The sequence below is a fragment of the Frigoribacterium sp. RIT-PI-h genome, assembly GCF_001297205.1.
In the GTDB taxonomy this organism is placed as follows: Bacteria; Actinomycetota; Actinomycetes; order Actinomycetales; family Microbacteriaceae; genus Frigoribacterium.
On record NZ_LHOZ01000072.1, the window covers coordinates 47,796 to 70,680 of the forward strand.

A 22,885-nucleotide genomic window follows, 5' to 3' on the forward strand; every position below is an offset into this window, starting at 1 on the left:
CGGCTGCTCGAGACCAACCCGACATGGCCCGAACACGGCCGCAGGCGGGCTGTGTGTCCCGGCCTTCCCAAAAGGGGAACCAAGCCTGTCTGCTCCGGTCGCTGCACTGTACGTGAAGCACGCTGGAGCCGGTGACTTAGGTGCGCGTTCGGAGATAAACAATGCTGGCGGAGGGCATGTCACGGTGCCTTGATCGCCGGGCCGTCTTGGGGTTGTGGCCCGGTGTCCGCCAAGGTGCCGACTCGACGTCATGACGGTGGCGATCTAGCGTTGTCCGTGCAGGTAGTTTCCCGTTCGGGTTCGGGTCTACCTGAACCAGAGCCGAACCATGCCGGGGAAGGTTCTGTCTGAGCGTCCGGGCCATTCGGGTTGGCCCGGACTGCTTAGTTTAAGGCCCGGTGAACCGGTGATGTGCACGGAACGGCCCTGCGTGGGCACTTACAGGTAGCTCGGGGAGGTGGTGGGGCCGGCGTCGCATCCCGAAATGCGGTGGCCCCACCTCGAAGTGCTGGACCCGAATCCTGTACCCCGGTATTAGGCGACATAGTGCCCCCTGCCACGCGCAGACGGTACACCCGTTGAGGTCCTATGGCTAGGCGCATCCTGGCGGTGAGAGCGGGGGCACCCTTCCGGTTCGGGCCGGGAAGGGTGCCGTGTCTCCGTGCAACAAGTGGAGGTGAGCCGTGGGGCTGCACCGTCGGGGACGGCAGGGTTACGGGCCCTGAGGAGACAGCCGTGAACGGTACACGCTGTCCATGACGGGGGAGTGGGCGCGGCCTCGGAGGCCGATTCCATGGCGCGGCAGGGGATTGGAGGCGTTTCGGTAGACGATGGCTGGCCGGTCGGAGCTTGACGGCACTCGCCCTCTCACTCCGGGGTTGATCAAAGGGGAATTCGGAGCAGCTCCATCGTCCAGGAAGCGAGCGCGATGCCGATCGGCGGGACGATCACGATGCCGGAGACGATGCCGCTGATTCGTCCCCACCGCCCGCCGAACTCACCAGCGGCGACACATACCGCGATGGTGAGAACGCCCACCAACATGAGGGCGACCCAGACACTGATGACGGATGCGGGCGCGAAGGAAAACTTCATTTCGAGAGTCACAGTCGCGACGGCGCAGAGGGGAGCGAGGGCGGTCAAGAATCGGCCAAGTCGCGAGGCCGACCGCCGCGCGGGAAGCAGTCTGCGACGGGGGAGCCGAGCAACGGCACGCTCGGCGCGCTCGAGCTCAACATTCTCGAACGGGTTCGTGGACATGGCGAGAATCTAGCTCGTCAGCTCGTCAGCTCGTCAGCTCGTCAACTCGTCAACTCGTCTGACGTCGTCCGACAGCAGATGCCGCTAGGCGGTCGGCCCAGCGCAGCGTGCTGGTAGCTTTCGACCGTGGTGACCACCGTCGTCCGGCCTAAGAGAGCGAACGGCCCGCGTGACGGTACGTCCGCCTCCGCGGCCGCGGGCTCTTTCGCCGTGGCATTGGGCATCGTGACGCTCGTGGCACTGGTTCTCTATGTCGCCCTCTACGCCTTGATGTGGGCGCCGGTGGCTCTGTGGGACAACGAGGGCTGGCTGTTCCTCTACCCAATCTTCCTCGCGGCCTGGGTGCCCGTCGGCATCCTGGCGGCCACTTCTCTCGGCCTCTCGATCGCCAGTGGGGTGCGGCACGAGGCGCGACGGCCCCTGATGGTCGCAAGCCTGTTCGTAGCGGCCCTCCTGCTCACGGCATCGCTGCCGGCGCTGTGGTTCGGGCCCGGTCCGCTTTAGGCACGAGGGTCAATCTCAGCGAGCGGCGGTCACTGAGGGGCGTCTCAGTCGTCTACCGGTGTCCCGGCAGGGGTTTTGTCTAATGGGACACGTGCCGGACACGCTGATGCTCTTGCCCCGGGCTCTGACACCCCACCTACAACGCCAGAGGCCAGCTAACGTGTCCGAGTGCCAGTTACTTCTCACCGCGCGTTCTTGGATGAGTCTTCGGCGAACCGCGGTCCGAATCACCAGGAGTACCTTCTCTGCGCGGCCCTGGTACCTGTCGAGGAGTGCGACGAGATTCGCGAGCAGCTGCGGCCATTACTGCTCCCAGGGCAGATCAAATTTCACTGGACAGACGAAAGTGACAGGCGAAAGCACGACATCGTGCGACGAATCGTTGAACTCGGGCCCATGAGTATCGTCTACTCGCACCTAGACGTCCGTCGCAAGAAGACCGAACGTTACCGACGCAAGACGCTGGAGAGCGTCTATCACAGCCTTGTGGACATGGAAGTCTTCGATCTCACTCTCGAGTGCCGGACGAATGCCCAGGACAGGTACGACGTGCAGCACATCGTTGGGCTTCAGGGGCAGGGCTTAGACAAGCGCCTTCGTATCAGCCATCTTCGGGGTGGCGATGAGCCACTTCTGTGGATCGCTGACGCTGTCCTAGGGTCACTGAACGCGGAGTATCAGGGTGAGGACAGCTACATAGCAGCCTTGCGGTCGACGCTGCTGATCGAGGAGCGCACCCCCGAATCGCTGGACCTGTAAAAAACGAAAGACCCTAGATCCAGTCGTCCGGCTGGGGTTCTAAGGTCTTCTTCCTGATCCGTCGTAACGGGAGGCATGTTTCAGCGTACGCGAGTCGGCGCCGAGGGGCAACAGACCGCACGGGGCCGGGCGGGCGCGTGGTGGCGTCTGCGCAGATTACGGACTGGCTTGATTGTCAGCAGTACCAAGAGGCGAGTCAGCCGGTGGCCTTAAGGGATAACGCCCCCACACCCTCGACTCGGCGGCTGCGGGAGCGGAGACAACTCGGGGTTAGGTTCCCTCTCCGGGCCGATGAAGAGGCCGATCTGGACGGTTCACCCGACGGCACGTAATGTTGCCCTCTTCGCGTGTGCGGAGTTCGGGGAGTGAGGGCAGTTATGCCTCTTCTTGTCCATGTCACGGTGCATCGCGAGGGTCGGTTCTGGGTGATCGAGATCCCGTCTGTCGATACAGTCACGCAGGCGTATCGATGGTCGGAAGTCCGCCCGATGGCGCAGGACTGCGCGGCTCTTATGTTGGGCGTGCCCCCGCGCCGGGTCAAGATCGGCGCAGTGCGCTTAGCGCCAGAACCGGACTGGAGATCCTGGTGAGCACCCGTTACTGCCGGGTATCTCAAGCTGGTGCCGGCTGGACCAAGCCAGGTTTCAGGGGCGATGATGACCACCGAGTTGATCAGGATCAGCACCTGGCGGTCTAGGTGGTGGTCTGCGATCCTTCGGCCCGCTTCATTGCTCGGGCGATCAGGTCGAAGGGGTCCTCCTTGATTACTTGACACAACAGGATCAGCTCGACAACAGAAACCGGGCGATCCCCGCGGAGAATTCGGTAGACGGAGTCCGGGGACACTGAAGTATCTGCAACCCAGGTACGAACCGTGATGCTGGCGACCCCTTGAATGGCTCGTAGCTCCGCGGCCAGTGCTTGTTGGAGGTCTCGCTCGACGGTCTTGCTCACCATGTCCACAGGTCGACGGTACCAAGGCGACGAGTTGCTCAGCTTTTCTGGCGAACGATGGTGCGGCCCGGGGGCAGACACGTGGCTAAGCCATGTCCGATGGGCCACCCTCTACCGAGATCTCTTTCGGGCTGATCTATTGAGACGTCCAAATCGGTGCAAACCCTGTCTTGTGGCCCGCCGGGCCGGGCGTCCGGTGCGCGATCGCTGACCGGGCTGAGAGGCGCTTGCTCCACGGCACAAGTGGGCTTAGGGAGTCCCTGTCACTGTTGTGAGCGACCGAGCTCGTCCTCGATGAGATGGGCCATCAGCTGTGGCTGTTCGAGCCCTGGAAGGTGCGCCACCTTCGGGAGGACGCGGCCCGGGCGCTGGGCGATGCGTCGGGCGGTCTCTTCGTAGAACGGGATGTCGCACGGTAGGTCGAGCTCTCCCCACGTGCTCAGTACAGGCACGGTCAGTTCGGGAAGGCGCGTCCACGCATCGACACCGGCGTCACCTGTCGGACCGGTCTCGTCCACGTCGACGATGTCTCGGTTCATCTCGAACAAAAGTGTTCGGGCTTCACCGCCGACCCTTCCCTCAGTGCTTGACGGACCGTCGAGCCAGAGGTGGGCGAGAGCACGGAGTCGATCGTCGGTGCTGAGGGATGCGTTGTCGGTTTTGTTGATGAGGTGTGCGGTGGCTCTGTCTGGTCGCCAGTCGAAGGGGGTGTCGTCGTCGGTCATTCCTGACACAGCTGCTCCGATGAGCACGACCCCCGTCACGCGGTCAGGGTGCAGGAGCGCGGCGTCCAGTGCCAGTGCGCCGCCCATGGAGTTGCCGACGAGCACGACCTGATCGAGGGCGAGGTGATCGAGCACCTCCATCAGGTCCGAGACATGGGTGAAGGCGGAGCTCGTCTCGGCTGCGGGACTGGCCCCGAAGCCTCGTCTGTCGTATGCGACGACGTCGACCTGCTCACGGGCGAGGGCTTCCGCGGCCGCGATCCATGATCGCTGGTCTGCAACGCCGGCGTGCAGGAGCACGACGGTCGGCCCGTCTGCCTGCCATCGGGTGACGGCTAGTCGTCCGCCGTCTGTTGTGTTGACGACCCGTTCGCGTGCGTTCATGAGGCCAGACGTTACTGGTTCATTCAGGTGGGAATGAGGTCTTACGTGTCCGATAGGCGATGGGCGGCCGGACGGTCTCTCCTGCGACTGGCGTCAAACGAGCGCTGCCTTGCCGACCTAGGGTGAGGTTGTGCCCTACGAACCGGACGCGACCGCAGCCCACGACATGTCGCCCTTCGCTCAGCGGCTCGCCGAGCGATTCTTCGAAGACTACGTGCCCGGCCTCGCCCTGGAGCACGGCTCGTACCGTGTCACGGCGGACGAGATCGTCGACTTCGGGCGTCGCTTCGATCCGCACGACATGCACGTCGACGCCGTTCGGGCTGAGGCGACACCCCTGGGCGGACTCGTGGCCAGCGGTTGGCACACCACCGCGATGATGATGCGCCTGATGGTGGAGTCCTACCTCAACCAGGCCGCCAGCGTCGCGTCGCCCGGCGTCGACGAGCTGCGCTGGTCGGCTCCCGTCCACGCCGGCGACGTGCTCCGCGCCCGGTTCACCGTCGTCGACACCCGCCCCTCAGCGTCCCGTCCCGACCGGGGAGTGGTGCGCACCCGCATCGAACTCCGCAACCAGCAAGACCGGGCCGTGATGACGCAGGTCATGACAAATCTGGTCCTGTCCCGCCCCGACACGTGGTTGCCTGCCCACATGCGGAGGAGTTCTGGAGCAGGGCACCGGAGATGAGTGGGTGTCCGGTACCGGCGAGGAAAAGGCAGCGCTAAGCCGATGGGCCGGGTAGGACTTCCGGGCCGGGCTCTTATCGGACTGCTGTGGATTAGCGGCGCCGGTGCAATCGGGGTGGGCGTTATCCGGCTCCTTAGAGGTGCTCGTCCCTGAACCAGGCGCCCGCTACGGGATCGTCTATCGGCCTGCCACCAAGCTGACTCGGCGCAAGCCGCAGCGGTCTACGTGAAAAGCGCCAGGGGAAGCGACACCACGAAACATACGGGCGGCACGATCGCGATGCCACCACAGACGCCGGCCCATCGGCCAGTGCGGCCGCCTAGAGCTCCGGCGATGAGTGCGAGCACGATCGAGGCGACCAGCAGGAATGGCACGGCGAGCCAGACCATCGAGGTCCACTCTGCGGCGGAGAACCAGAGCCAAGAACCCTCGGCGCAGGCCGTGACGAAGCAGACGATGAGGGTCAGCGGGGCGAGCAGCCGAGCCCGACCGGTCGGCTCGGTCTCGGGGGCGGGGCCGTCGCCCAAACGGGGTGACGGGTCGACGAGCGGGTCGCGGAGGGGCAGCGCCGCCACTTCGGCCTCGGCCCGGCGAAGCAATTCACGGTGGGCCTCGTTCATGCCCTGACCCTAGCGCCGGCGTGGCCACCAACCGCCTTGGCACCCTTTGACTCGCCTCGCACCCTCGACGACTCGAGTCCGGAGCGTGTCCGGTAGGCCATCGCTTACGGGCTCGGAGTGAGAGTTGGTCCAATGCCTGCTCTATGACGATCTACGGTTCCCATGTCACCCCTGGAGTCGCGCGTCCGGAAACGAGCCCGGTTAGGCTCTGGCTCACGAGCGAGGAGGATGCGTGTCGAAGGCTCCGCAGGCGACGCCGTATGAGGAAGCGATCGTCGCGATCTGCTTGGGCGTTGTCTTCATCGGCATCGGCCTCTTCATGAGGTTCACGAGTCACGACCTCGGTGAGCCGATGGGCCGGGTAGGACTTCCGGGCTGGGCTCTTGTCGGACTGCTGTGGATCAGCGGTGCCGGTGCAATTGGGGTGGGCACCATCCGGCTCCTCAGAGGCGCTCGTCCCTGAATCAGGCGCCCGGTAGGGGATCGTCCACCGAGACCTCAGAGGGCACGCGTGGGGGCTCAGATCGAGGATGCTGCGCGCTGCAGGTCGATCTGCCGTGTCTAGAGCGAGCCAGGCCCGAACCAGAGGGCCGGCAGGGATGCAGTGAGCAATAGCGCCGCCACGGCCAGGCTCACGACTGCCAGAGACCGCCGTGCTTCGTGTCGCACCCAACCGGCGATCGCAAGGCCGAGGGACGTGGCGGACATGATCCCGACGGGCACCCAGGCCGCGAGAAAAACCGGGTAGAGGAACAACCAGCCTTCGTTGTCCCAAAGAACGACCGGGGCCCACATCGTGGCGTACAGAGTGACGTAGGAGACAAGGGCCACAAGGGCCACGATGCGTGACGCCACGGCGAAGGGACTGGCCGCAACTACGGAAGCGGTGCTGTTGCGCGGTTCATTCGTTTGGCCAGGCCGCGCCGGGATGGTCGTCACGTTCGAAAGCTAGCAGTCCCCGATGCGGCGTCAACCGCCCGTGCGACACCTCGAGCGTAGTTTCCTCATGCCCGGTAGGGAATCCCTTTGTGGGTCTCAGGTCGTGGGTCGGTTGATGGTGTCGCCGTCCCAGGAGAGGTCAGAGTCCTAGTCGACGGGGAAGGCCTCGAAACGGTCGTCGTCGAGGATCGCGTCGACGAGCGCTTTCGAGCCGGCAACGATCGTGGAGTCCCAGTCGATCTCGGTGGCGAGCACCCAGGCATGGTCCTCGGGCCAGAGCAGCTGCAGCGGCTCATCGAAGCGATGACCGATGCTCCGGCCCCAGCCTGGTTCGGCGAGCTCTGCCGTGCTCGTCTGGGCGAGGACGTAGTCGTATCGGTCGATGAACGCCGTCGCACCGGCCCTGAGGCCCTGACCTGAGCCGCCGACCCAGTACGCCGCAACGGCGTCGTCGGGCGTGGTGGTCGCGGCGCCGAGTAGCGGCGCGAGGGCGGCGAGGACCTGCGGGTCGAGATAACCGACATCACTCGTCCCACCGCGTGGCTCGTCGTGGCCGAGTAGTCGTTCCCACTGAACGAGGGGGTGCATGACCTTGCCGGCGGTGGCCGCGATATCCGCCCACCGGCGTCGTTCCCAAGCGCCGTTCCCTGTTAGTCGGGGGTGACGGATGCGCGTAGTCGGGGGTGAAGGATGCGTGCGTAGGCCTCAAAGTCGTACCCAGCGACCCCGCCGACCCGTGCCCAGCTGTGCTCCCGCCGCATTCGTCGTCCCAGCCACACGGCCCGCTCGACATCGTCGATGATCTTCATAATCGCGACCATGTCACGTCGGGGGAGCCCTGCCAAAGAGTAGAACCGGCTACCTGTATCGCCGAGCCGTCTCACTAGGGGATCGTTCAACGGCAGCCTTGGAGGTCATGAACGCGGGAGCTACGGTCGCTCCATGAAAGCTGTCCCGATTGATCCGCGAGATCAGACCTCGCAACTGGATGACCCGACTTATCGCGTGTACTTCTGGTCGGCAGATGGCTCGGCGAAAGAGGAGTGGGAGCTTGCGGAGGCTGACCTGGGAGAGGTGTTGGCCTGGGTCACAACAAGCTCAGATGGCCGCCGACACAGCCTGTGGGCCGTGGTAAGCGACCTCGACGGCGTCACTCTTATTCGCCTCGAAGGTATCGACCTAGATGCGGACGCTGCTGCCTGGCCAGCATGGGCGCAGGAGGTGCGCCGCTAGTGCCCGCTAGGGGATCGGCCACCGGACGACCTCGGCTTCGTTCACACGTCGGACGTGCTCGTAGTGGGTCAGGTGTTGGCGGTCAGATATGACGTGAGGGAGGCATCGATCATCTCGAAGCGAGTGGCGCGCCTCCGTACGTCGTCTCGCAAGGTGGCGACCTGGCGTAGGAGATCGGGGCACGCCGCTTCGGATCGTTCTCCGACCGTGCAGGGCAAGACGTCTTTGATCAAGGAAGAAGGCATGCCCATGTCGAGGAGGGAGCGGATCGTCTCAACCATCGCGACCGCGTTCGGGGCGTATTCGCGGTAGCCGTTTGACTGACGCTCCGCGCCGAGGAGGCCCTGCTCCTCGTAGTACCGCAGAGCGCGCGGAGTCGCACCTGTCTTCCTGCTCAGCTCACCGATCCGCATGGTGCCCTTCCTGGGTCTTGACCTTCACGCCGACGTCAGACTCTACGCTCCGAGCATGACCCCTTTGACGCACCCGACTCGCATCCGACTGTCCGATCCTCTCGCCTCCGCTCCCGATCTGACCGGGCGGCGGGCAGTCGTCACGGGTGGGTCCAGCGGGCTGGGGCTGATCACCACCCGCGCGCTCGTCCAGCGCGGTGCACAGGTCGTCATCGGAGCCCGCGACACGACGCGGGCTGAGCGCACACGGGACCACTTGATCGCTGAGTTGATCCTGCCGGCCGACCGCCTGATCGTCGCGCCTCTCGATCTCATCGACCCGTACTCGGTCCGCGAATTCGCCAAGACCGTGAGCGACGCGCCCCTCGACCTGCTGGTGCTCAATGCCGGGATCAGTAGCGTCCCCCTCCGCCACGACCACGCCGGCATCGAGAGCCAGTTCGCAACGAACCACCTCGGTCACTTCGCCCTCACAGGGCATCTACTCCCGGCCCTCGAACCTGGAGTCGACCCCCGGATCGTCACCGTGTCCTCGGCTCTCTACACCGGGGCCACGCTCGACCTCGACGACCTGTCGAGCCGCACCACGTACTCACCAGGGCGCGCCTACAGCCGATCCAAGCTGGCGAACGTGATCTTCGCCATCGAGCTGCAACGACGCCTCACCGCCCGGGGCAGCACGATCCGGAGCTTCGCGGCACACCCCGGAATGGCGCGCACGCCCCTCCATGCGACATACGCCTCCGCGGCCACGAGGGTCTTGACCAAGGCTGTTTCAAGAGTCATCGGACGCGACCCAGAACCCGCCGATATCGGAGTTCTCACCGCCGCCCTGAACCACGAAGCCACGCCCACGCTGTTCTGGGGCCCTACCGGCTCCAAGACCGCCCCCGACGCACTCGGGCAGCCCTTTGCCGCCGTGGCCTCCGACCCGGCTGCAGCCGCCGCCCTCTGGTCGAAGTCGGAGCAACTATCTGGTGTTGGAATCCTGAGCTGACAACACAGACGGTGGCCTTCGACCATTGAGTGTCGGGCGTCCCGATAGACGATTGTCTAACGGACGCTTTGACGGTCGCCCGCAAACTGGTCAGATGAACCGACTTCGACTCATAGCGCCAGCCGACAGCGTCGTCCTCTCTGAGCTGCAGGTCCAGAACCGCACCTACCTGTCGCCGTGGGAGCCAACTCGTTCCAAGGAGTTCTTCACGGACGCCGGACAACGAGCCGATATCGGCGCGGCGCTCGAACGACACGACCGTGGCGACGCAGCACCCTTCGTCATCCTTGATGACGACGGGGCAGTGGTGGGCCGCCTGACGCTTAGTGGTATCGTCCGCGGGCCCTTCCAGTCATGCGCCATGGGTTACTGGGTTGCCCAGGAGCGCACAGGGAGAGGGCTCGCGACGGACGCCGTGGCGACGGCCCTGACATACGCGTTCACAACGCTCGGCCTACACCGAGTTCAAGCCGAAACGCTGCTGGACAACAAGCCGTCGCAGCGAGTTCTTTAACGCAACGGTTTCCAGCAGTTCGGGCTCGCACCGAGGTACTTAAGAATCGCTGGCACTTGGCAGGACCACCTCATGTTCCAACAATTGACCGACGAGGCTTAGTTCCGCCCGGACAACGATCGGCGGCCGGACGGTCACACTCGCGACTGCCGTCGAACGAGCAAGCCCATGAGGAGGGCGAACAATCCTCAGGTTGCTCAATATCGATTGCTAGAGCGCGTCCGGTAGGGGATAGCTCAAAGGAGTTCGCGTCAGCCTCCCACCCCACGGGTGATGCTCGGCGCCGGAGGCCTTTCAGTGGTTCACCTGACCGAGTTCGAGAAGATGCCGTTCGAGAAGCACCAGGAGCGCTTCAGCTGATCGAGCGGTGGGGTCCCAGGTGTGCTCGATCGCGAGGCCGTCGATCAGCGCGTGGAGTCTGTCGGTTTCGAAGGCCAGGTCACGATCGGTGTCGAGGTCTCCGGCTCCGGCCAGGATGTCCAGGGCGTGGGCGCAGACTCGGCCGACCCCGGCGTTGAGGCGGCGTGCGCTGGGAGTGAGGTTCTCGTCGGTGCGTGCGAGCATTCCGAGCTGCACCTGTGCTGAGATCTCGGTCGTGCGTTCCGGGTCGAGGGGAAGCATCTGGGCCAGGACATCGAGGGCGAGCGTGCGGCCGGTCGAGCTCAGGGCCATGAGTCGTGCAGCGACCCGCTCCTCGATAATCACCAGGCAGTGTTCGCGTAGGTCATGCTGACTCGGGAAGAGTCGCCGGAGCGATGCTGCGGCGATGCCGGCCTCGTCTGCCACGTTGCGCACCGAAAGGGCAGTCAGACCATCGCGCTCGAGGATGCGCAGGCATGCCGCGGTGACGAGCGCGCCCCGTTCCTTGAGGTCGACACGGCGGGGCACTCGGTCAGCCCCCGGCCGGCCCAGTGGGCGACATGGCAGGCTTTCGCGGCCACACGGTGTAGCTGATCGCCCAGAGGACCTCGATGGCGAGGACCACCCCGAGCACAGGGAACGCCCCCCGCAACTCGGCGGTACGCGCCGGGTCGTCCACAAGGGCCACAAGACCCCCGAGAATCCCGCCGGCGATCAGGACCGCGACCCCCGTCCGCAGCACGTCGCCCCAGCAGCGTGCTGTGTGACGCCGTCCCGAGAGTCGCTCCGGTGCAGGGCCACCGGCGAACCGGTGGTCGAAACGCTTGTCAGCCCACGCGATCATCCTGTGCCCGTAGACGACGGATGCCCCGATGTAGATCGCCGCGAGCCCGTGATGCCAGGACGCAGCCCCGCCACCGAGCAGGTCGAGTGCGACCAGGATGAGCAGGACAAGGTCGATGAGCGGTGCAGCGACCAGCATCGCGGCGCCGAATCGCGGACGACGCAGAACGTAGCGTGCGGTGAGCCCGCCAAGGATCGCGACCCAGAACGCGACCTCGCAGACGACGATCGCGAGAAGCGTCACGAGGCCCCCCTTTCGTTTGAGTACAGGTGTACTCAATAGTCTGACACCAGTTCCGCGTGGTGTCGATGGGCGGTTCCTCGGTGCTTCGCTGGCTCATGCAGCCAGGCGAGCGAACCTGGACACGAGGCAGCCAAAGCCTCATTGGGGGCAGAAGCGGTCTCGGTTCTTCAATACGTGGAGTAGTCCCGATAGCCGATCGGTGGCCGGCCGCTTGAGCGCGAGTGAAAGACCGGATCGAATGGATTCCCGCCTGTCAGGATGACGCATGGGAAAAATCGTCGTCTTGCCCCTGGACGATCCGCGTCGTGCCGTCCTCGAGGCGGAAGGCTGGAGCATCGCGGCCCGGTCGTTCGGGGCGCAGCTGGATGCGCCGCGTGTCGACCGGCAGCGATTGCAGCAACTGGTGGCCGAGGTGGAGCGCTCCGATTCCCTTCGCGAGCTGACGGTGGCTGACGTCAATGCCGTACTGAGTCTGGACGCGGCGACCTTCGACGACTATCCCGGGAGCGTTGCGACACGTCATGAACGACTCGGCAGGCTCCGAGCGACTCCTTCCGTCTTTCGACGCGCCTATGGGGTGTTCCTGCCGGCCGGGGAGCTGGTCGCCATGACCTTCGTCGATGTCGAGGGGGTCACCGCCGAGACCGATTTCACAGTCGTCCGTCGCGATCAGCGCGGGCGGAGGCTCGGTTTCGCAGTGAAGGCGTGCTCAGTCCTCGCGCTCCTCTCGTACGGCGTGACCCGGTTCCGAACGGGAGGGTCGGCCGACAACGCGGCCATCCTGCGAGCGAACGATGCCATGGGCTACATCCGCGACGAGGAGTGGGTCACCCTCGAACAGGACGCCCGATAGGGGATCGGTCACCGGTCGAGACGGCCCCAGGCATTATTGGGGCATGAGAGCGTGGACAGTCACGTACAGGAAGACCCTTGCTGGTGTCTTGGCTGTTCTCAGCGATGTGGACCCGTACAGTCTCGAGCCTGGTTCGCCGGACGGTGCCCCGTCGGATGAGTATGAGATGGAGGCAATCGACCTGGTTCGCATTCTTCTCAAGGCCGGCGCCGTCACTACCCATGATGTCGAGGCGGTCTGGATGCGCTGGTTCTCTGAGTCGCTCGTCCTTCGACTCGGGCCGCCTCGAATGGCACAGCTCGTTGATCGCTTGAACGGGCTCGTAGACGGCGTCCGATAAGGGATCATCCATCGAACACAACAGCGCTAGGCCGGTCAGGGTGTCAGAACACTTTGATGCGGAACCGTTCGCTTGCCCGGGCGAGATGTTCGTTGGTGACAAGGATTGGTTCCCCGCTCGTGGCGATGAAATCGGCCGTCCAAGAGTCGTCTGGGCCCGGCAGCCACGCCGCGCGGCACCACCCGCCACCGTGTTTGCTTCCGAACTGCAAACCGCGCGCCGGTGATCCACCGAGGACCGGAAGGTGTCGAAGGTGCGCACCGATGGCTGTGGTCACAATTCGGTTCTCACCTCGCAGGACAGCGGTAGTCAGGCTCTTGATGCCTTGCCGAATGAGGACGGGTTCGAGCTGCTCCTCGAGAACTGCGAGCGAATCGGGGTGCTCTACGTCGATCCACCAGCCGTCTCCCTCGCCGTTGACCTGGTAGATGCACCGATCGACGCGCCACTGCTGGGGGACGGCGCCCATGCCCATGAACTGTTCTTCGTTCCATTCTGCGGATACGATCTCGAGGAAATCGCTCCGAGTGAGACCGAGCTCGGCAGCATCCTTTTCCAGTGGATCTGTTGATGCAAGCTGGCGCTTGAACGGCGACAGGACCTCGGCAAAGGCCGTCTCTGCTTCCCGAGCCAAGTACAGAGTTTTTCCTCCAGAGTCGTATCGCCCCCAGCGCTTTCGCGCTGTTCGGATGGTCCGTTCTGGTGCGGACAGGGGCCCGAACTTAGGTTTGCGATGCGGAAGGTTGTTTCCCCTAGCTCGGGCACCAAGTGCAATCCAGTTACCGAACATGTCGTTCCCCCGCCCACGCTTAAGCGTCCGGCTCATCACTTAAGAACGCCGCGACAGCCTCAATGACTTCTCTTCCTCTGTCCTCGCGGATCGCAGTGAGGGGGGTGTCCTCGCCAAGAAGAGGGTTGCCGCCAATGAACCATTGGCGAGCGATATGCGCGCTTTCATCTGTGACAAGGGTGGCCCAAGCTCGATGCCCTAGCTGCAGGCGCTGAGTGAATGCCACCGTCGGGGTGGGGCCATCGGGCTTTGCCCACTTCGCTGGCAGTTTGCGATCTCTGGAGCCTGTCAGTGCGGCAACGAGAGTGGGACCCAGCCCGCGGACAAGTTCATCGGCCACTTGATGGATATCCATTCGAGCGGTTCTCGTGTGCTGACCAGTGACTGTGCTTGTAGGCATGGCCCGATCATAGACACATCACCTCCGAGATTGCCCTCGGATTACCCCCGGATTACCCCGCCGGCTCAGAAGGGGCGGGCTTGCCGTCCAGTCTGGCCAGACCGCCGGGCAATGTGCCTCGTCGGGTGAATACACGTTCATAGTCCTCGAGCCAGGCTGCGGCACGGGCCCTTTCCGGTCGGCCTTGAGAGAGTCCTAGATGGTGAGGAGAGTAACGGTCAGGAACGAAGAGCCACCGGCTACTGCGCGTGGCCGGCTAATTCAAGCGTGCGCTCCGGGGAGAAGCGAACCTCGCCCGATTCGAGCTCGCCCGAGAGCGGTGGAGTGCCCGATAGCCGATTGGAGAGCGGGCAGTCAGGCGAAGGAACGAACGCTGACCCCCGCGATAGACACAGGCATACTCATGAGATGAGGCCTCGCCCGCACCCGAACCAAGTCCGCATGCGACTGCGCTTGGGGTTAATCGGTGTCGCAATCGGCGTCCTCGAGGTGGTCTCTTTCGCGGTCGTTAGTGCCACGCCAGACCTCGGTGGTTTCGCCGGCATCGGAATTGGGACCGTGACGATCATCGTTTTTGGTGGCCAAGCAATCTGGGCTTTGGCGCAGCGGCGACATATGGACAAGTCCTAAAGCTGCGCCGTCGTCCTGTCCTGAGGTTGGACAACCGTCCCCATAGACGATCGGTCACCGGCCGCGACGGGACGCAATGATGCCGTAGATGAGGCAGCCGAGCCCACCCAGGGAACACGCTCCGACGACAAGCCATCCGGCGTAGCCCCTGCTTACGACGGTGAGATCGGCTGACATGAAAAAGAGGGTGGCGGCGACGGCGAGAGCTCCAAGGCCCAGGACGATCATGATGGGGGCTTCGCTGCGCTTCATGAGGTCATCCAACCTGTATGCGCGAAGGCGCGGCGACGGGATGCGTCTCTGCCCCGTCTCATTAGCCGATCGGTCAGCGGTCACGCAGGAGGTCCCATCCTACGGGCGGTCCGTCGGTTCAACTGCTAACAGAGAGAGGGGCAGGGGAGGCTGGCTGTGAGCAGGAACATGCTTACGTGGAAGGCCACAGCAGCAGCCCCAATCAGTGAGAGAGCCGGAACGAGTGCGCGGCGGCCGCGCAGCATGCGACGACAGGAGAGGGCGATCGCCAAGAGCCACAGTGACAATTGCATGCTCACCAGCGCGGGCCTGGCCCACAGGAAGTTGCCGCCCATGATGTCGCGCCAGAGAACTGCGACGAGGATGACGACCAGGGTCGCAGCAAAGCCGACGATCAGCACCACGATCGCGCCCGCGTCGACCCTGGTCGAGGGGTGCGAAGGCACCAGCGCCTCGGCGGTGATCATGACCGGAGCATAAACGGGTTTACAGCGTCGCCGATAGGCCCGCGTAGCTTGAGGAGAAAATGCCCGATTGCCGATCGCTGACCGGTGCTGGCTACGTCCCCTCTAGGTTCGCACCAGCGCGTAGGCCGGTCCTTGCGGGCGCCCCGCGGTTCTTGTCTCATTCCTTGCTCATACCCGTCGCCGGCGGTCTAGTGCCGGCGACGTCTGCGAGCCCGCGGAGGTACTGCCCGTTTCGCTCGATGACTGCGATGCGTCGTAGCCGGTAACCAAGTGGCTGGTCCTTCCAGTCGCCGGTGGGGCGGACTTCCTGCAAGTACACCCAGTGGCGGCGGATCTCGTCGACGACGCCGACCCACATCAGGTCGGGGCGGCGGTCTTTCTGCACCGCGATGATGGAGCCGTCGGCGCCGAACGCTTTGAGCACGTTCCGAGTCCGATCAAGGTCGACGTTGAGAAGCCCTGTAGGAATCCGCGGTGGCCATTCTGGACGGAGCTGCGCCGCCCGCGACTCGAACGACGTGTCGTTCCGCACGTCGTGCAGGTCGGTGAGCCGGAACGCAATGTGACCGTCGAAGAATCCACCATCGGCAGTCCTCGCCAGCAGGACCCACTTCGAGCCGACGGCTAGGACGTAACCGCTGTACCGTGCGCCGAGCTCCGAACGGCGTCTAAGCACCAGCAGTTGATCTGTGGCCGTGGATCGGAGACGGGCGCGAAGACGAGACTGACGCATGCAAGAAGGGTGCCACACCGCCGTGTTGGGAAAGCTCGCGAGGCAGCTCTCACGGCCGGGTTGCACGTTATCGACTTACAACCACGCCCACGTTTGGACTCAACGTCCCAATAGGCGATCGGTGATCAGCCGACCGCAAGGGGAAACGCTGGCCAACTTTGGCAGGTAGTGCCCTTGGGCAGCCCGGCGCAACTGTCCATGACAATATTCGTCCATGCGGCTCTGGCCTAAGCGCTCTCGACTCACACCTCCGCGAGAAGAGGTCGATCCCAGGGTTCCCAAGCTGGTGGACTGGGATCAGCACGGCATTGTCGGCACAATTGGCTCCGGACCTGCTGCGGGAACGACCGTGGTCGCCCACAGCTATAGGACAGAGACCGGCGGCCTCGACTTCTACGAGCTGGAGTTCTGGGACGGCCCCGACCAGGTCTTCGACGCGGCCGGCCGGTTCGTCATGAGCGATTGGGTCACCGACAATCGAGTGCCCGGCGAAGAGGGTGGCCTTATCGACGCGCTGACCCGTGATGTCGATGTCACATGGTGGACCGACCGGGAACGGATCGACGCGTTTTGGTCGACGCACTGGGACCCACGTTAGGGACCCGCCTGACCAGCTTCAGCGTCTCACTTGCCGATGGAGTAGCGGGCGCGAGTCGACTAGGTCAGTGGGTCCGGAGCTGATCTGACTAGTTTCGAGTCATGCCCGATCGCCCGCTACCGCCCGCCCCAAGTGAGCAGCATCAACTGCGGCGGTACCTGGAGGCTGCCGTCCAGGAGTGGGGCGTGACGTACTGGCACGAAGACCGAAACTGGACCTCGGCTAATGGTCGCGAAGTCGTCTGCGGATGGGGGACCTACATCGACCGGGGGTCCCAGCGGGTGCCGATCAAGGTCTGGTTTGACGGACTCGACCATGACATCGCGATCTACGGTGAGCATCGGCGCAAGGACGAGTACGCCGAGTGGCAAGACCTCGCGGTCATGTCCACCGTGCTTGACGAAGTGATCAATGTCCTCGCTCGGATGCGCCAGCCCGTCCGATAGGGGATCGCTTTCTTAGTCGACCGCGGATTCGTCGAGGAGTTATGCGCCGTGCGTGACAATGGCGTCATGAGCAAATCGGGCCCCGGCTTTTTCGTTGTCGGCAGCATCATCCTCGCGCTCTCCGGGCTCGTGAGTGGCGGCGGCGTTGCCTTCAACTTCTTGTCCGGTACTGATGGGGGAGCGAACATCGGCGCGGGCCTTCTCATCTTCGCCGGCATACCCGTCGCCCTCGTGGGCTTGGTCCTGCTGCTCGTCGACCTAGCCCTCTACGTCGGATCGAAGAACAGCGAGAGAAGACTGTCCCGATAGCCCATCGGGAAATGAGACGCTTGGCCAAGGCGCGGGGCAAGGGCACACTGAGGCGGTGATCTACTACATCGCACCTCTAGTGCTCGGGGCATCGTTCGTGGGGCTATGTTTCGTTCTCCGAGCAGAGCAGCGGGCTCGCCGACGCAAGTAGCCCCGTGGCATAGCGTCCGATAGACGACCGTCTTCTGGCCCTCTTGATGGCTTGACCGTGGTCCCATCTCGTGAGCGTGTGTGCTGGATGATTGACGCATGACGGGCCCCGAGGAATTGCTCCCGCTGCGGAGATCGACATCCCGTAGCAGGGACGAGATGGCGGCGGCTGTCGAACGGAGCGTGCTTTCGGAGCACCCGGTTCTGTTCCAGCGTGTTGTCGGGGTCATCGACGAGTACAGGACAACGACGTCGAGGATCATCGAGCAGCGGCTCCAACGAGGGGATGCGGACAAAGTCAGAGACGTTCGCTCGGTCCGCTGGTTGAACGTGCGAGGTATTCCCGGTGCCGTCACTTTCATCGCAACGTTCTTGGTGTTCGAAAATCTGAGTGGTGGCAGGTATCAGCCGCGGGCTGTCCCGTTCTCGAACATCACGGCCGCCGTCCCGGACCGTCTCGATGTCCTGGCTGCTGTGTGGGCTGGGGTGGCCCTGCTCGGTGCTGTCGTCGGGGTCATGTCGGCGGATCGGTCGTGGCCGCCGTACCTGGTCGGAGGGGCCGCGGCGCTGTCGCTGCCGTCTGCGGTCCTCGCTGTGTTCGACGAAGGAACGGCCGTCAACGAGCACATCGCGCCGTGGCTCGGCACGTGGTCATTGATGCTTCTCGTGCTGGCCGGATTGGCCTTGGCTGTCTGGTCACGGGGTCACCGGCGTCGCCTCGAGGTGTCAGGGGGAGCCACAGCCCGGGTTGCCGCCGCGCGGGCGGGCATAGAGGTGGAGCATGAACGTGCCCTCTACCGCCTCGCGGAACTGATGCCACCCCGCTCGCCAGAGGGGCGTGAGCTGCTCGGGGACCGTGACCGGGCGGTGGTCGCATCCCGTCGTGCGGTCGGCGCCTCTGCGTGGGACTTGGCGAAGTCCGAGGGGCCCGCGCCCGTTGGCTGCTTCATATTGGCAGCAGAACACTCGGTCAGATGTGCCCAGCTCGGACCGGCAGGATGACGGTGTCCCATCAGCTGATGGGCCACAGGGCGCGGCTCGCCTCGGGGGCGTCGTGACGGCTGAAGCGGGCCGGCCAGTTCGATAGTCACGACCATCCCGTCGACGAGGCACTTCCGCGGCTCGGCTTCGGTAGATGATTACGCGTGGCGCTATGGGCGCAGGGTCAGCTCCGCTCGGATGCTTGAGACCTGCTTGTTGAACGGGTGCGGAGAGAGGTGCTGGGGGCATGTGGAAGTGGCGCGTATCGGGTGGCTGCGTCGTCGTTCTGGGGATCGCCACGCTGGTGATGGGCCTTTGGCTTACGGATACTTGGCTCTCAGGTGATCTCGTATCCACTGGCCGAGGTCACCCACTCTTAGTCGTCACGACTGGTGGGCTGTTCGCGTGGTTAGGTGTTGGTCTTTTCACTCACCCGACGCGGGCTGCAGCACGGCTGACTCGTGGCGATGAAATCATGGCTCGAGCTCGACGAGCTCATGCAACGGCACAGCAGGACGCGGCTCGACGCGCGCGGCGGAGGGCTCGCTCAGCTCGGTGGCCATTCAGGTGGTTCGTTCGCCATTGAGGCGCGCTGCCCGGCAAGGGATCGTTGGCCGGGCCCTCGCAGTGGGGCGTCGCGACGAAGTGCGCTTCAGGGCCGCGGCGTCTCACTAGGGGATTCTTCACCGAGATGCGTTTCGGACTGACCCATCAAGACGGTCAGGTCAGCGCAGCTCGAGAAAACGGTCGACGTGCGGCAGCGCCCGATGGTTGATCGGCTACTGCAGTTCAGGATCTTGCCGGACCGCTTTCCTGTAGCTAACGACGCCCAACACCGTATTGACCAGGCCTGTAGCAACGAGAAGCCAACCGTAGGCCTGGCCAGCGGCCACGACCCCCAAGCCTGCGAAGAGGGTGACTAAGGCGCTCACCGCCACGATGAACGACCAGCGTCTACTCATGCACTGATTATGAGCCCTGCCCCGTGTCTCGCTAGGCGATCGGTCACCGAAGCAGGGCAGTCAGGGGTGGATCGGTGCCAGAAGTCACGATGTCTCTAGTTGCGTGCATCAGCTCGACGAAAGTCGTCTTGACCGCTAAACAGGCTGCATGTGGGCAAACATGCGTAAGAGCGACGTGGCTCGCATATTCCTGTCGAAAGCCGACCTGATCATCCTCTCGAACAGTCTTTCGGAGGTGTGTTACCCCTCGCCACGATGGCCGCCTCGACCTATCACCCCCGTCCAACTCGAACATGCCGCCGGCCTTCGCATCCGAGTGAGACGTCATTTGCATCCCCAAGGCTGGAACTTTTGGCGACGGCGATTTTCCGGAACGGAGGAGCTTTTTCCTGTTCGGGTCAGCGAGGTAGACCTTGCCGTCCTCATCCTCTGCGTCCGCGCCACCCTCGATGAATTCGGCGAGGACTTCGACTTCGAGAGTCGCATTGGTTACAGATCGGGTCAGACCAGAAAACTCCGCAACAGGTTGCAGAAGCACTACGACGCTCTTGTCCTGGAACGACGGCGTCTTAGGTCCTCGCGATGGGACTCATTCGGTAAGAAGTTCTTCAATGAGCGCCTCCGTGGACGTGTCCGATAGACGATCGCTTTTCGGGAACAGAAAGCCTCAGCTAGGGGCCTATCAAAGATCGTGGAGCCGCCCCCGTCGAGTGCTTTCACGTCGATGCAGAGATGGATGACGCACCCTTACCCTGCGACATCCACAACGCCCAGCTCGCGCCCAACGCTCCCGCGGCCGCGCCTACGGCAACACAGGTCGCCCACAGGGCTCCGACCGATGGATCGAGATCGAACGCCACCAGCACGGCCGCAGCCGAGGCGGCTCCGAGGAGGCTGGCAGCCACGATGACGACGACCGCCCGGGTCCACGACTCTGACCGTCGTGGGGATACGCAGCGGGCGACACCCCACGCCAGAAGCGACGAGACAAGGCCCACCACGCTCCCGGCCACAGCGAAGCAGGCCATGAAGAAGGCTGCCGACCACAGGGTGTACGAGTAGTAGCTGGCACTGCCCGGGTCTCCCGGGGGAAGAAGAGCAGCGGGCCCACCCATGAGGACGACAGCGATGACGACGGCGGAACCGCATCCCGCCAGGACCCCGCCCCAGATCGCGTGTCTCATCAATAGCGGTCGCAGTGCCCGGCCCACGTCTTCCTCCAGCTCGGTCCTCAGCAACACATCATGCCGTCTTGATGTCTAGTCGCAGACGATGTGACCCATATCGAGGGTGCAGATATTGGGGCGGTCGCTCATCGCGTGCTCCTTGGCGTGGCGCCAGCTATCTCCCAAAAGTGCCCGATAGACCATCCGTGTCCGTACGCGCGTGGCGGTCCGGCTTCGAGGCGGTCACGAGGAGTCGATCTAGGGAAGGGTATGAGCTAACCCGAAGGAGTACCCATGATGGCGCGTTTCCGCTCTCTACCGCTTCGAGCACTCCTGCCCTTGCTCTTCATCTTTCTGGCTGCCATGTGGCTGGGCATCGGTGTCCTCGTCATGCCGGGCGAACAGTCAGTAATTGCGCGTCTGCTTGGAACGATCTTCTACGCGGGTGCGATGACGGCTTTCTTCGGTGTGGTCATTAGCCGTGCCCGGCGTGGTGCCGGCGGCATCGATGAGTTGTCTCGGATGCAAGCGGCGGTGAAGGCAGGCGCAGTTCCTCCGGACGTCGACTCATCGACATGGATTCCGATGCTGGAGAAGTGGCATGACCAGAACCGCAGGTGGAGGTGGCTGGCGCCTGTCCTGTTTACGGGCTTTCTTACGCTCAGCCTCTGGATCGCCTCGACATCGGGTCCGGTCTGGTTCGTCCTTGCTCTCGTTTTCCTCGTGTTGCTCATTGTGTCGACGGTCAGCGCCTCGCGGGGCCACGACAGGCTCGCCCGCATGCTCGACGAGCTACGAGGCAGTGAGCTGCACGCACGGTAGGGGATGGCCTAGCGAACTCACCCTGGCATGCTTGTTCCATGAAGACGCATTCGGTGGTGTTTTGGTTCAGATGCTGCCGGCGCTCTGCTTCGGAGGCGCTTGCATCATGGTCGGAGCATTCAAGGGCGTCCGAGATGGCCTAGCGGGCGAACCTTTTCTCTTCACGCCGCTCTACAGGAAGTGGGGCCTGGCCGGCATGTTCCTCATGGTTCTTGATTCCATGGCAATCGTCGTCTGGCTAGTGACGCTGCCGGGCTGACTAGCCGGTAGATCGCGGGTGTCCGGAAGGGGATCGGTCGTAGGGCGACGTCTTGTGTTTTCTCCGCGCGCGTCCTGCCGCCCTCGGAGTACGAGCGGAGACGGGGGCGAGCTGCTGGTGCGGCCCGTCCTTCCGCCTTCCCACTCAGCCCTGGTCGGCGGCCCGCTGCTCGGCGGCGATCACGTCGACTTGGTCGGTGGGCACCGTGGTCGTGCCGGCGGGGGTGTCGACTTGCAGGGTGGCCGGGCCGTACTCGTCGGTTGAGTCGTCGGCCGTCCAGACCGCTCCCCAGATGCCGTTGGCGAGGGTCGCCGGCGTCGTGATACCGGATGCGCTCACGATGCGGACCGCGGTGACGTCGGCCCCGGCCTGTCCGCTGAGCTGCGCGTGCTGCGCCCCGGTGTCGGGGTCGCCGAAGCCGGCCACGTACCCGAACGAGACGACCTCGTCGGCCGCCAGGCCGTTCCGCAGGCTCGTCGTGCCGGTGGAGACGACGACACCGTCCTGTTCGAACGACTCCTCGAGGGTGTCGCCCTCGATGGCCCACTTCCCTTGGTAGCCGTCGGCCTGCTGCGACAGGAGGGGCGTGGCGACGGCGGTGAGCTGGTCCTCGGCCGAGGCGGTGGAGCCCGACGAGACGGTGGACGGGGCGGCCGCAGCGGTCGTGACGGCGGCAAGGCCCGTCGCGACCAGCAGGGCTGAGACGGCGACGGCGGTGCGGGGCTTGTTCATGGGGTTGCTCCTCGAGTCGGGGTGTCGGACGGGAACGGTCGTCCCGTCGCGTTCTCAGCCTCGCTGTTGTGCCGGGCCCTGACGTGGGCCTTGGGTCGCCAGGCGCTACGCCTGAGGGACCATGTTGGGTCCTCTTCTAGACGCCCGGCCGTGTGGGTTGGGGTGGGTTGGGTCTTCTTGGTGTGGGCACTGCTTTTGGTGGGACTGGCGTTGCTGCGCTAGCGCGGGTCTCGTGGTGGGTGGTGGTGCCAGGGAAGAGACGAGTCGTCTGGCACCACCACGGGTCCGTCCATGCGAGAAGACGAACCGCTACTCAGGAGGCATGCTCAACTGAATAAGAACGAACCTAAGCCAAAAGAGCGTTTGAGGCGAGTAGCTGTGCGTAACGGTGCTGCGCAGCTGAGGTGGCCTGCTCATCGATGAGCTCATTCATCAGTAGGAAACACCCGACGCACCTCAGGCCAGCTCGTAAATACAAGGGCTGGCTGGCCTTCGCGGCTTCTAAATCGGCCGATGAAGATTGGCTTTGCAGCTCTGGCGCGAGTGCCCACCGGCGGA

Annotated in this window: 28 protein-coding genes; 14 read left to right on the forward strand and 14 right to left on the reverse strand. The window is 64.3% G+C overall.

The features are described 5' to 3' along the window. Positions 1–882 precede the first annotated feature (882 nt). On the reverse strand, positions 883–1,260 hold the full coding sequence (locus AEQ27_RS17240; protein WP_152970280.1) for a hypothetical protein: 378 nt from the start codon (positions 1,258–1,260) through the stop codon (positions 883–885). Positions 1,261–1,386: 126 nt separating this feature from the next. On the opposite strand from AEQ27_RS17240, the gene AEQ27_RS09515 reads away from it, so the two are divergent. Both AEQ27_RS09515 and AEQ27_RS18335 read left to right on the forward strand, forming a co-directional pair. Next, a complete protein-coding gene (locus AEQ27_RS09515) occupies positions 1,387–1,764 on the forward strand; it encodes a hypothetical protein (RefSeq protein WP_152970281.1) in 378 nt (125 codons plus the stop codon). A 396-nt stretch (positions 1,765–2,160) separates the two neighbouring features. Beyond that, positions 2,161–2,523, forward strand: a complete 363-nt coding sequence (locus AEQ27_RS18335) for a hypothetical protein (RefSeq protein ID WP_235451047.1) — start codon at positions 2,161–2,163, stop codon at positions 2,521–2,523. 693 nt (positions 2,524–3,216) lie between these two features. Here the strand turns inward: AEQ27_RS18335 and AEQ27_RS09525 are convergent. Together AEQ27_RS09525 and AEQ27_RS09530 are read right to left on the reverse strand one after the other, a co-directional pair. Beyond that, a complete protein-coding gene (locus tag AEQ27_RS09525) occupies positions 3,217–3,480 on the reverse strand; it encodes a hypothetical protein (RefSeq protein WP_161805521.1) in 264 nt (87 codons plus the stop codon). Positions 3,481–3,740: 260 nt separating this feature from the next. Continuing rightward, positions 3,741–4,586 (reverse strand): alpha/beta fold hydrolase, encoded by an 846-nt coding sequence (locus tag AEQ27_RS09530; RefSeq protein ID WP_082383406.1) that lies wholly within the window; start codon positions 4,584–4,586, stop codon positions 3,741–3,743. Positions 4,587–4,716: 130 nt separating this feature from the next. On the opposite strand from AEQ27_RS09530, the gene AEQ27_RS09535 reads away from it, so the two are divergent. Then, the gene (locus AEQ27_RS09535; protein WP_200908353.1) at positions 4,717–5,274 is read left to right on the forward strand and encodes a MaoC family dehydratase; all 558 of its coding nucleotides are present in this window, start codon (positions 4,717–4,719) and stop codon (positions 5,272–5,274) included. Positions 5,275–5,495: 221 nt separating this feature from the next. Here the strand turns inward: AEQ27_RS09535 and AEQ27_RS09540 are convergent, their stop codons facing one another. Then, a complete protein-coding gene (locus tag AEQ27_RS09540) occupies positions 5,496–5,894 on the reverse strand; it encodes a hypothetical protein (RefSeq protein WP_054146427.1) in 399 nt (132 codons plus the stop codon). A 232-nt stretch (positions 5,895–6,126) separates the two neighbouring features. Here AEQ27_RS09540 and AEQ27_RS09545 point away from each other — a divergent pair, with 232 nt between their 5' ends. Further along, complete coding sequence (locus AEQ27_RS09545) at positions 6,127–6,357, forward strand: hypothetical protein (protein WP_054146428.1); 231 nt, start codon at positions 6,127–6,129, stop codon at positions 6,355–6,357. A gap of 98 nt (positions 6,358–6,455) precedes the next feature. Here the strand turns inward: AEQ27_RS09545 and AEQ27_RS09550 are convergent, their stop codons facing one another. Together AEQ27_RS09550 and AEQ27_RS09555 are read right to left on the reverse strand one after the other, a co-directional pair. Beyond that, on the reverse strand, positions 6,456–6,833 hold the full coding sequence (locus AEQ27_RS09550; protein WP_152970282.1) for a hypothetical protein: 378 nt from the start codon (positions 6,831–6,833) through the stop codon (positions 6,456–6,458). 147 nt (positions 6,834–6,980) lie between these two features. Next, a complete protein-coding gene (locus AEQ27_RS09555; protein ID WP_054146430.1) occupies positions 6,981–7,421 on the reverse strand; it encodes a hypothetical protein in 441 nt (146 codons plus the stop codon). A gap of 354 nt (positions 7,422–7,775) precedes the next feature. Between AEQ27_RS09555 and AEQ27_RS17245 the strand changes: the two genes are divergently transcribed. Further along, positions 7,776–8,066 carry a hypothetical protein gene (locus AEQ27_RS17245; protein WP_152970283.1) on the forward strand — a complete coding sequence of 97 codons (291 nt, stop codon included), beginning with the start codon at positions 7,776–7,778 and terminating at the stop codon, positions 8,064–8,066. 68 nt (positions 8,067–8,134) lie between these two features. On the opposite strand, the gene AEQ27_RS09560 is transcribed toward AEQ27_RS17245, so the two are convergent. Next, positions 8,135–8,479: a MerR family transcriptional regulator gene (locus AEQ27_RS09560; protein WP_054146431.1), complete on the reverse strand. Its 345-nt coding sequence runs from the start codon at positions 8,477–8,479 to the stop codon at positions 8,135–8,137. Between AEQ27_RS09560 and AEQ27_RS09565 the strand changes: the two genes are divergently transcribed. Together AEQ27_RS09565 and AEQ27_RS09570 are read left to right on the forward strand one after the other, a co-directional pair. Then, positions 8,478–9,476: an SDR family NAD(P)-dependent oxidoreductase gene (locus tag AEQ27_RS09565; protein WP_054146432.1), complete on the forward strand. Its 999-nt coding sequence runs from the start codon at positions 8,478–8,480 to the stop codon at positions 9,474–9,476. The genes AEQ27_RS09560 and AEQ27_RS09565 overlap by 2 nt on opposite strands. A 94-nt stretch (positions 9,477–9,570) precedes the next feature. Then, on the forward strand, positions 9,571–9,990 hold the full coding sequence (locus AEQ27_RS09570) for a GNAT family N-acetyltransferase (protein ID WP_235451048.1): 420 nt from the start codon (positions 9,571–9,573) through the stop codon (positions 9,988–9,990). Between the two features lie 294 nt (positions 9,991–10,284). On the opposite strand, the gene AEQ27_RS09575 is transcribed toward AEQ27_RS09570, so the two are convergent. Together AEQ27_RS09575 and AEQ27_RS09580 are read right to left on the reverse strand one after the other, a co-directional pair. Beyond that, complete coding sequence (locus tag AEQ27_RS09575) at positions 10,285–10,878, reverse strand: TetR/AcrR family transcriptional regulator (RefSeq protein WP_054146433.1); 594 nt, start codon at positions 10,876–10,878, stop codon at positions 10,285–10,287. A 4-nt stretch (positions 10,879–10,882) separates the two neighbouring features. Then, positions 10,883–11,437, reverse strand: coding sequence for a hypothetical protein (locus AEQ27_RS09580; protein ID WP_054146434.1), 555 nt, complete (start codon positions 11,435–11,437; stop codon positions 10,883–10,885). 265 nt (positions 11,438–11,702) lie between these two features. On the opposite strand from AEQ27_RS09580, the gene AEQ27_RS09585 reads away from it, so the two are divergent. Further along, positions 11,703–12,290 carry a hypothetical protein gene (locus AEQ27_RS09585; protein ID WP_054146435.1) on the forward strand — a complete coding sequence of 196 codons (588 nt, stop codon included), beginning with the start codon at positions 11,703–11,705 and terminating at the stop codon, positions 12,288–12,290. 383 nt (positions 12,291–12,673) lie between these two features. On the opposite strand, the gene AEQ27_RS16595 is transcribed toward AEQ27_RS09585, so the two are convergent. The 4 genes from AEQ27_RS16595 to AEQ27_RS09615 form a co-directional block, all read right to left on the reverse strand. Next, positions 12,674–13,264: a hypothetical protein gene (locus tag AEQ27_RS16595; RefSeq protein WP_369813621.1), complete on the reverse strand. Its 591-nt coding sequence runs from the start codon at positions 13,262–13,264 to the stop codon at positions 12,674–12,676. A gap of 1,240 nt (positions 13,265–14,504) precedes the next feature. Next, positions 14,505–14,702 carry a hypothetical protein gene (locus AEQ27_RS09605; RefSeq protein ID WP_152970285.1) on the reverse strand — a complete coding sequence of 66 codons (198 nt, stop codon included), beginning with the start codon at positions 14,700–14,702 and terminating at the stop codon, positions 14,505–14,507. 125 nt (positions 14,703–14,827) lie between these two features. Further along, a complete protein-coding gene (locus tag AEQ27_RS09610) occupies positions 14,828–15,169 on the reverse strand; it encodes a hypothetical protein (RefSeq protein WP_054146440.1) in 342 nt (113 codons plus the stop codon). A gap of 157 nt (positions 15,170–15,326) precedes the next feature. Continuing rightward, positions 15,327–15,845, reverse strand: coding sequence for a hypothetical protein (locus AEQ27_RS09615; protein ID WP_054146441.1), 519 nt, complete (start codon positions 15,843–15,845; stop codon positions 15,327–15,329). 343 nt (positions 15,846–16,188) lie between these two features. On the opposite strand from AEQ27_RS09615, the gene AEQ27_RS09620 reads away from it, so the two are divergent. From AEQ27_RS09620 to AEQ27_RS09645, 6 genes are all read left to right on the forward strand, one after another. Further along, complete coding sequence (locus AEQ27_RS09620; protein ID WP_152970286.1) at positions 16,189–16,500, forward strand: hypothetical protein; 312 nt, start codon at positions 16,189–16,191, stop codon at positions 16,498–16,500. Between the two features lie 101 nt (positions 16,501–16,601). Continuing rightward, positions 16,602–16,946 (forward strand): hypothetical protein, encoded by a 345-nt coding sequence (locus AEQ27_RS17250; RefSeq protein WP_161805523.1) that lies wholly within the window; start codon positions 16,602–16,604, stop codon positions 16,944–16,946. Between the two features lie 66 nt (positions 16,947–17,012). Continuing rightward, positions 17,013–17,255 (forward strand): hypothetical protein, encoded by a 243-nt coding sequence (locus AEQ27_RS09625; RefSeq protein WP_054146443.1) that lies wholly within the window; start codon positions 17,013–17,015, stop codon positions 17,253–17,255. A gap of 249 nt (positions 17,256–17,504) precedes the next feature. Further along, positions 17,505–18,407 (forward strand): hypothetical protein, encoded by a 903-nt coding sequence (locus AEQ27_RS09630; protein WP_054146444.1) that lies wholly within the window; start codon positions 17,505–17,507, stop codon positions 18,405–18,407. 2,401 nt (positions 18,408–20,808) lie between these two features. Then, the gene (locus AEQ27_RS09640; RefSeq protein WP_054146446.1) at positions 20,809–21,336 is read left to right on the forward strand and encodes a hypothetical protein; all 528 of its coding nucleotides are present in this window, start codon (positions 20,809–20,811) and stop codon (positions 21,334–21,336) included. A 31-nt stretch (positions 21,337–21,367) separates the two neighbouring features. After that, the gene (locus AEQ27_RS09645) at positions 21,368–21,595 is read left to right on the forward strand and encodes a hypothetical protein (protein ID WP_152970288.1); all 228 of its coding nucleotides are present in this window, start codon (positions 21,368–21,370) and stop codon (positions 21,593–21,595) included. A gap of 144 nt (positions 21,596–21,739) precedes the next feature. On the opposite strand, the gene AEQ27_RS09650 is transcribed toward AEQ27_RS09645, so the two are convergent. Then, the gene (locus AEQ27_RS09650) at positions 21,740–22,327 is read right to left on the reverse strand and encodes a hypothetical protein (protein ID WP_054146448.1); all 588 of its coding nucleotides are present in this window, start codon (positions 22,325–22,327) and stop codon (positions 21,740–21,742) included. Positions 22,328–22,885: the final 558 nt, after the last annotated feature.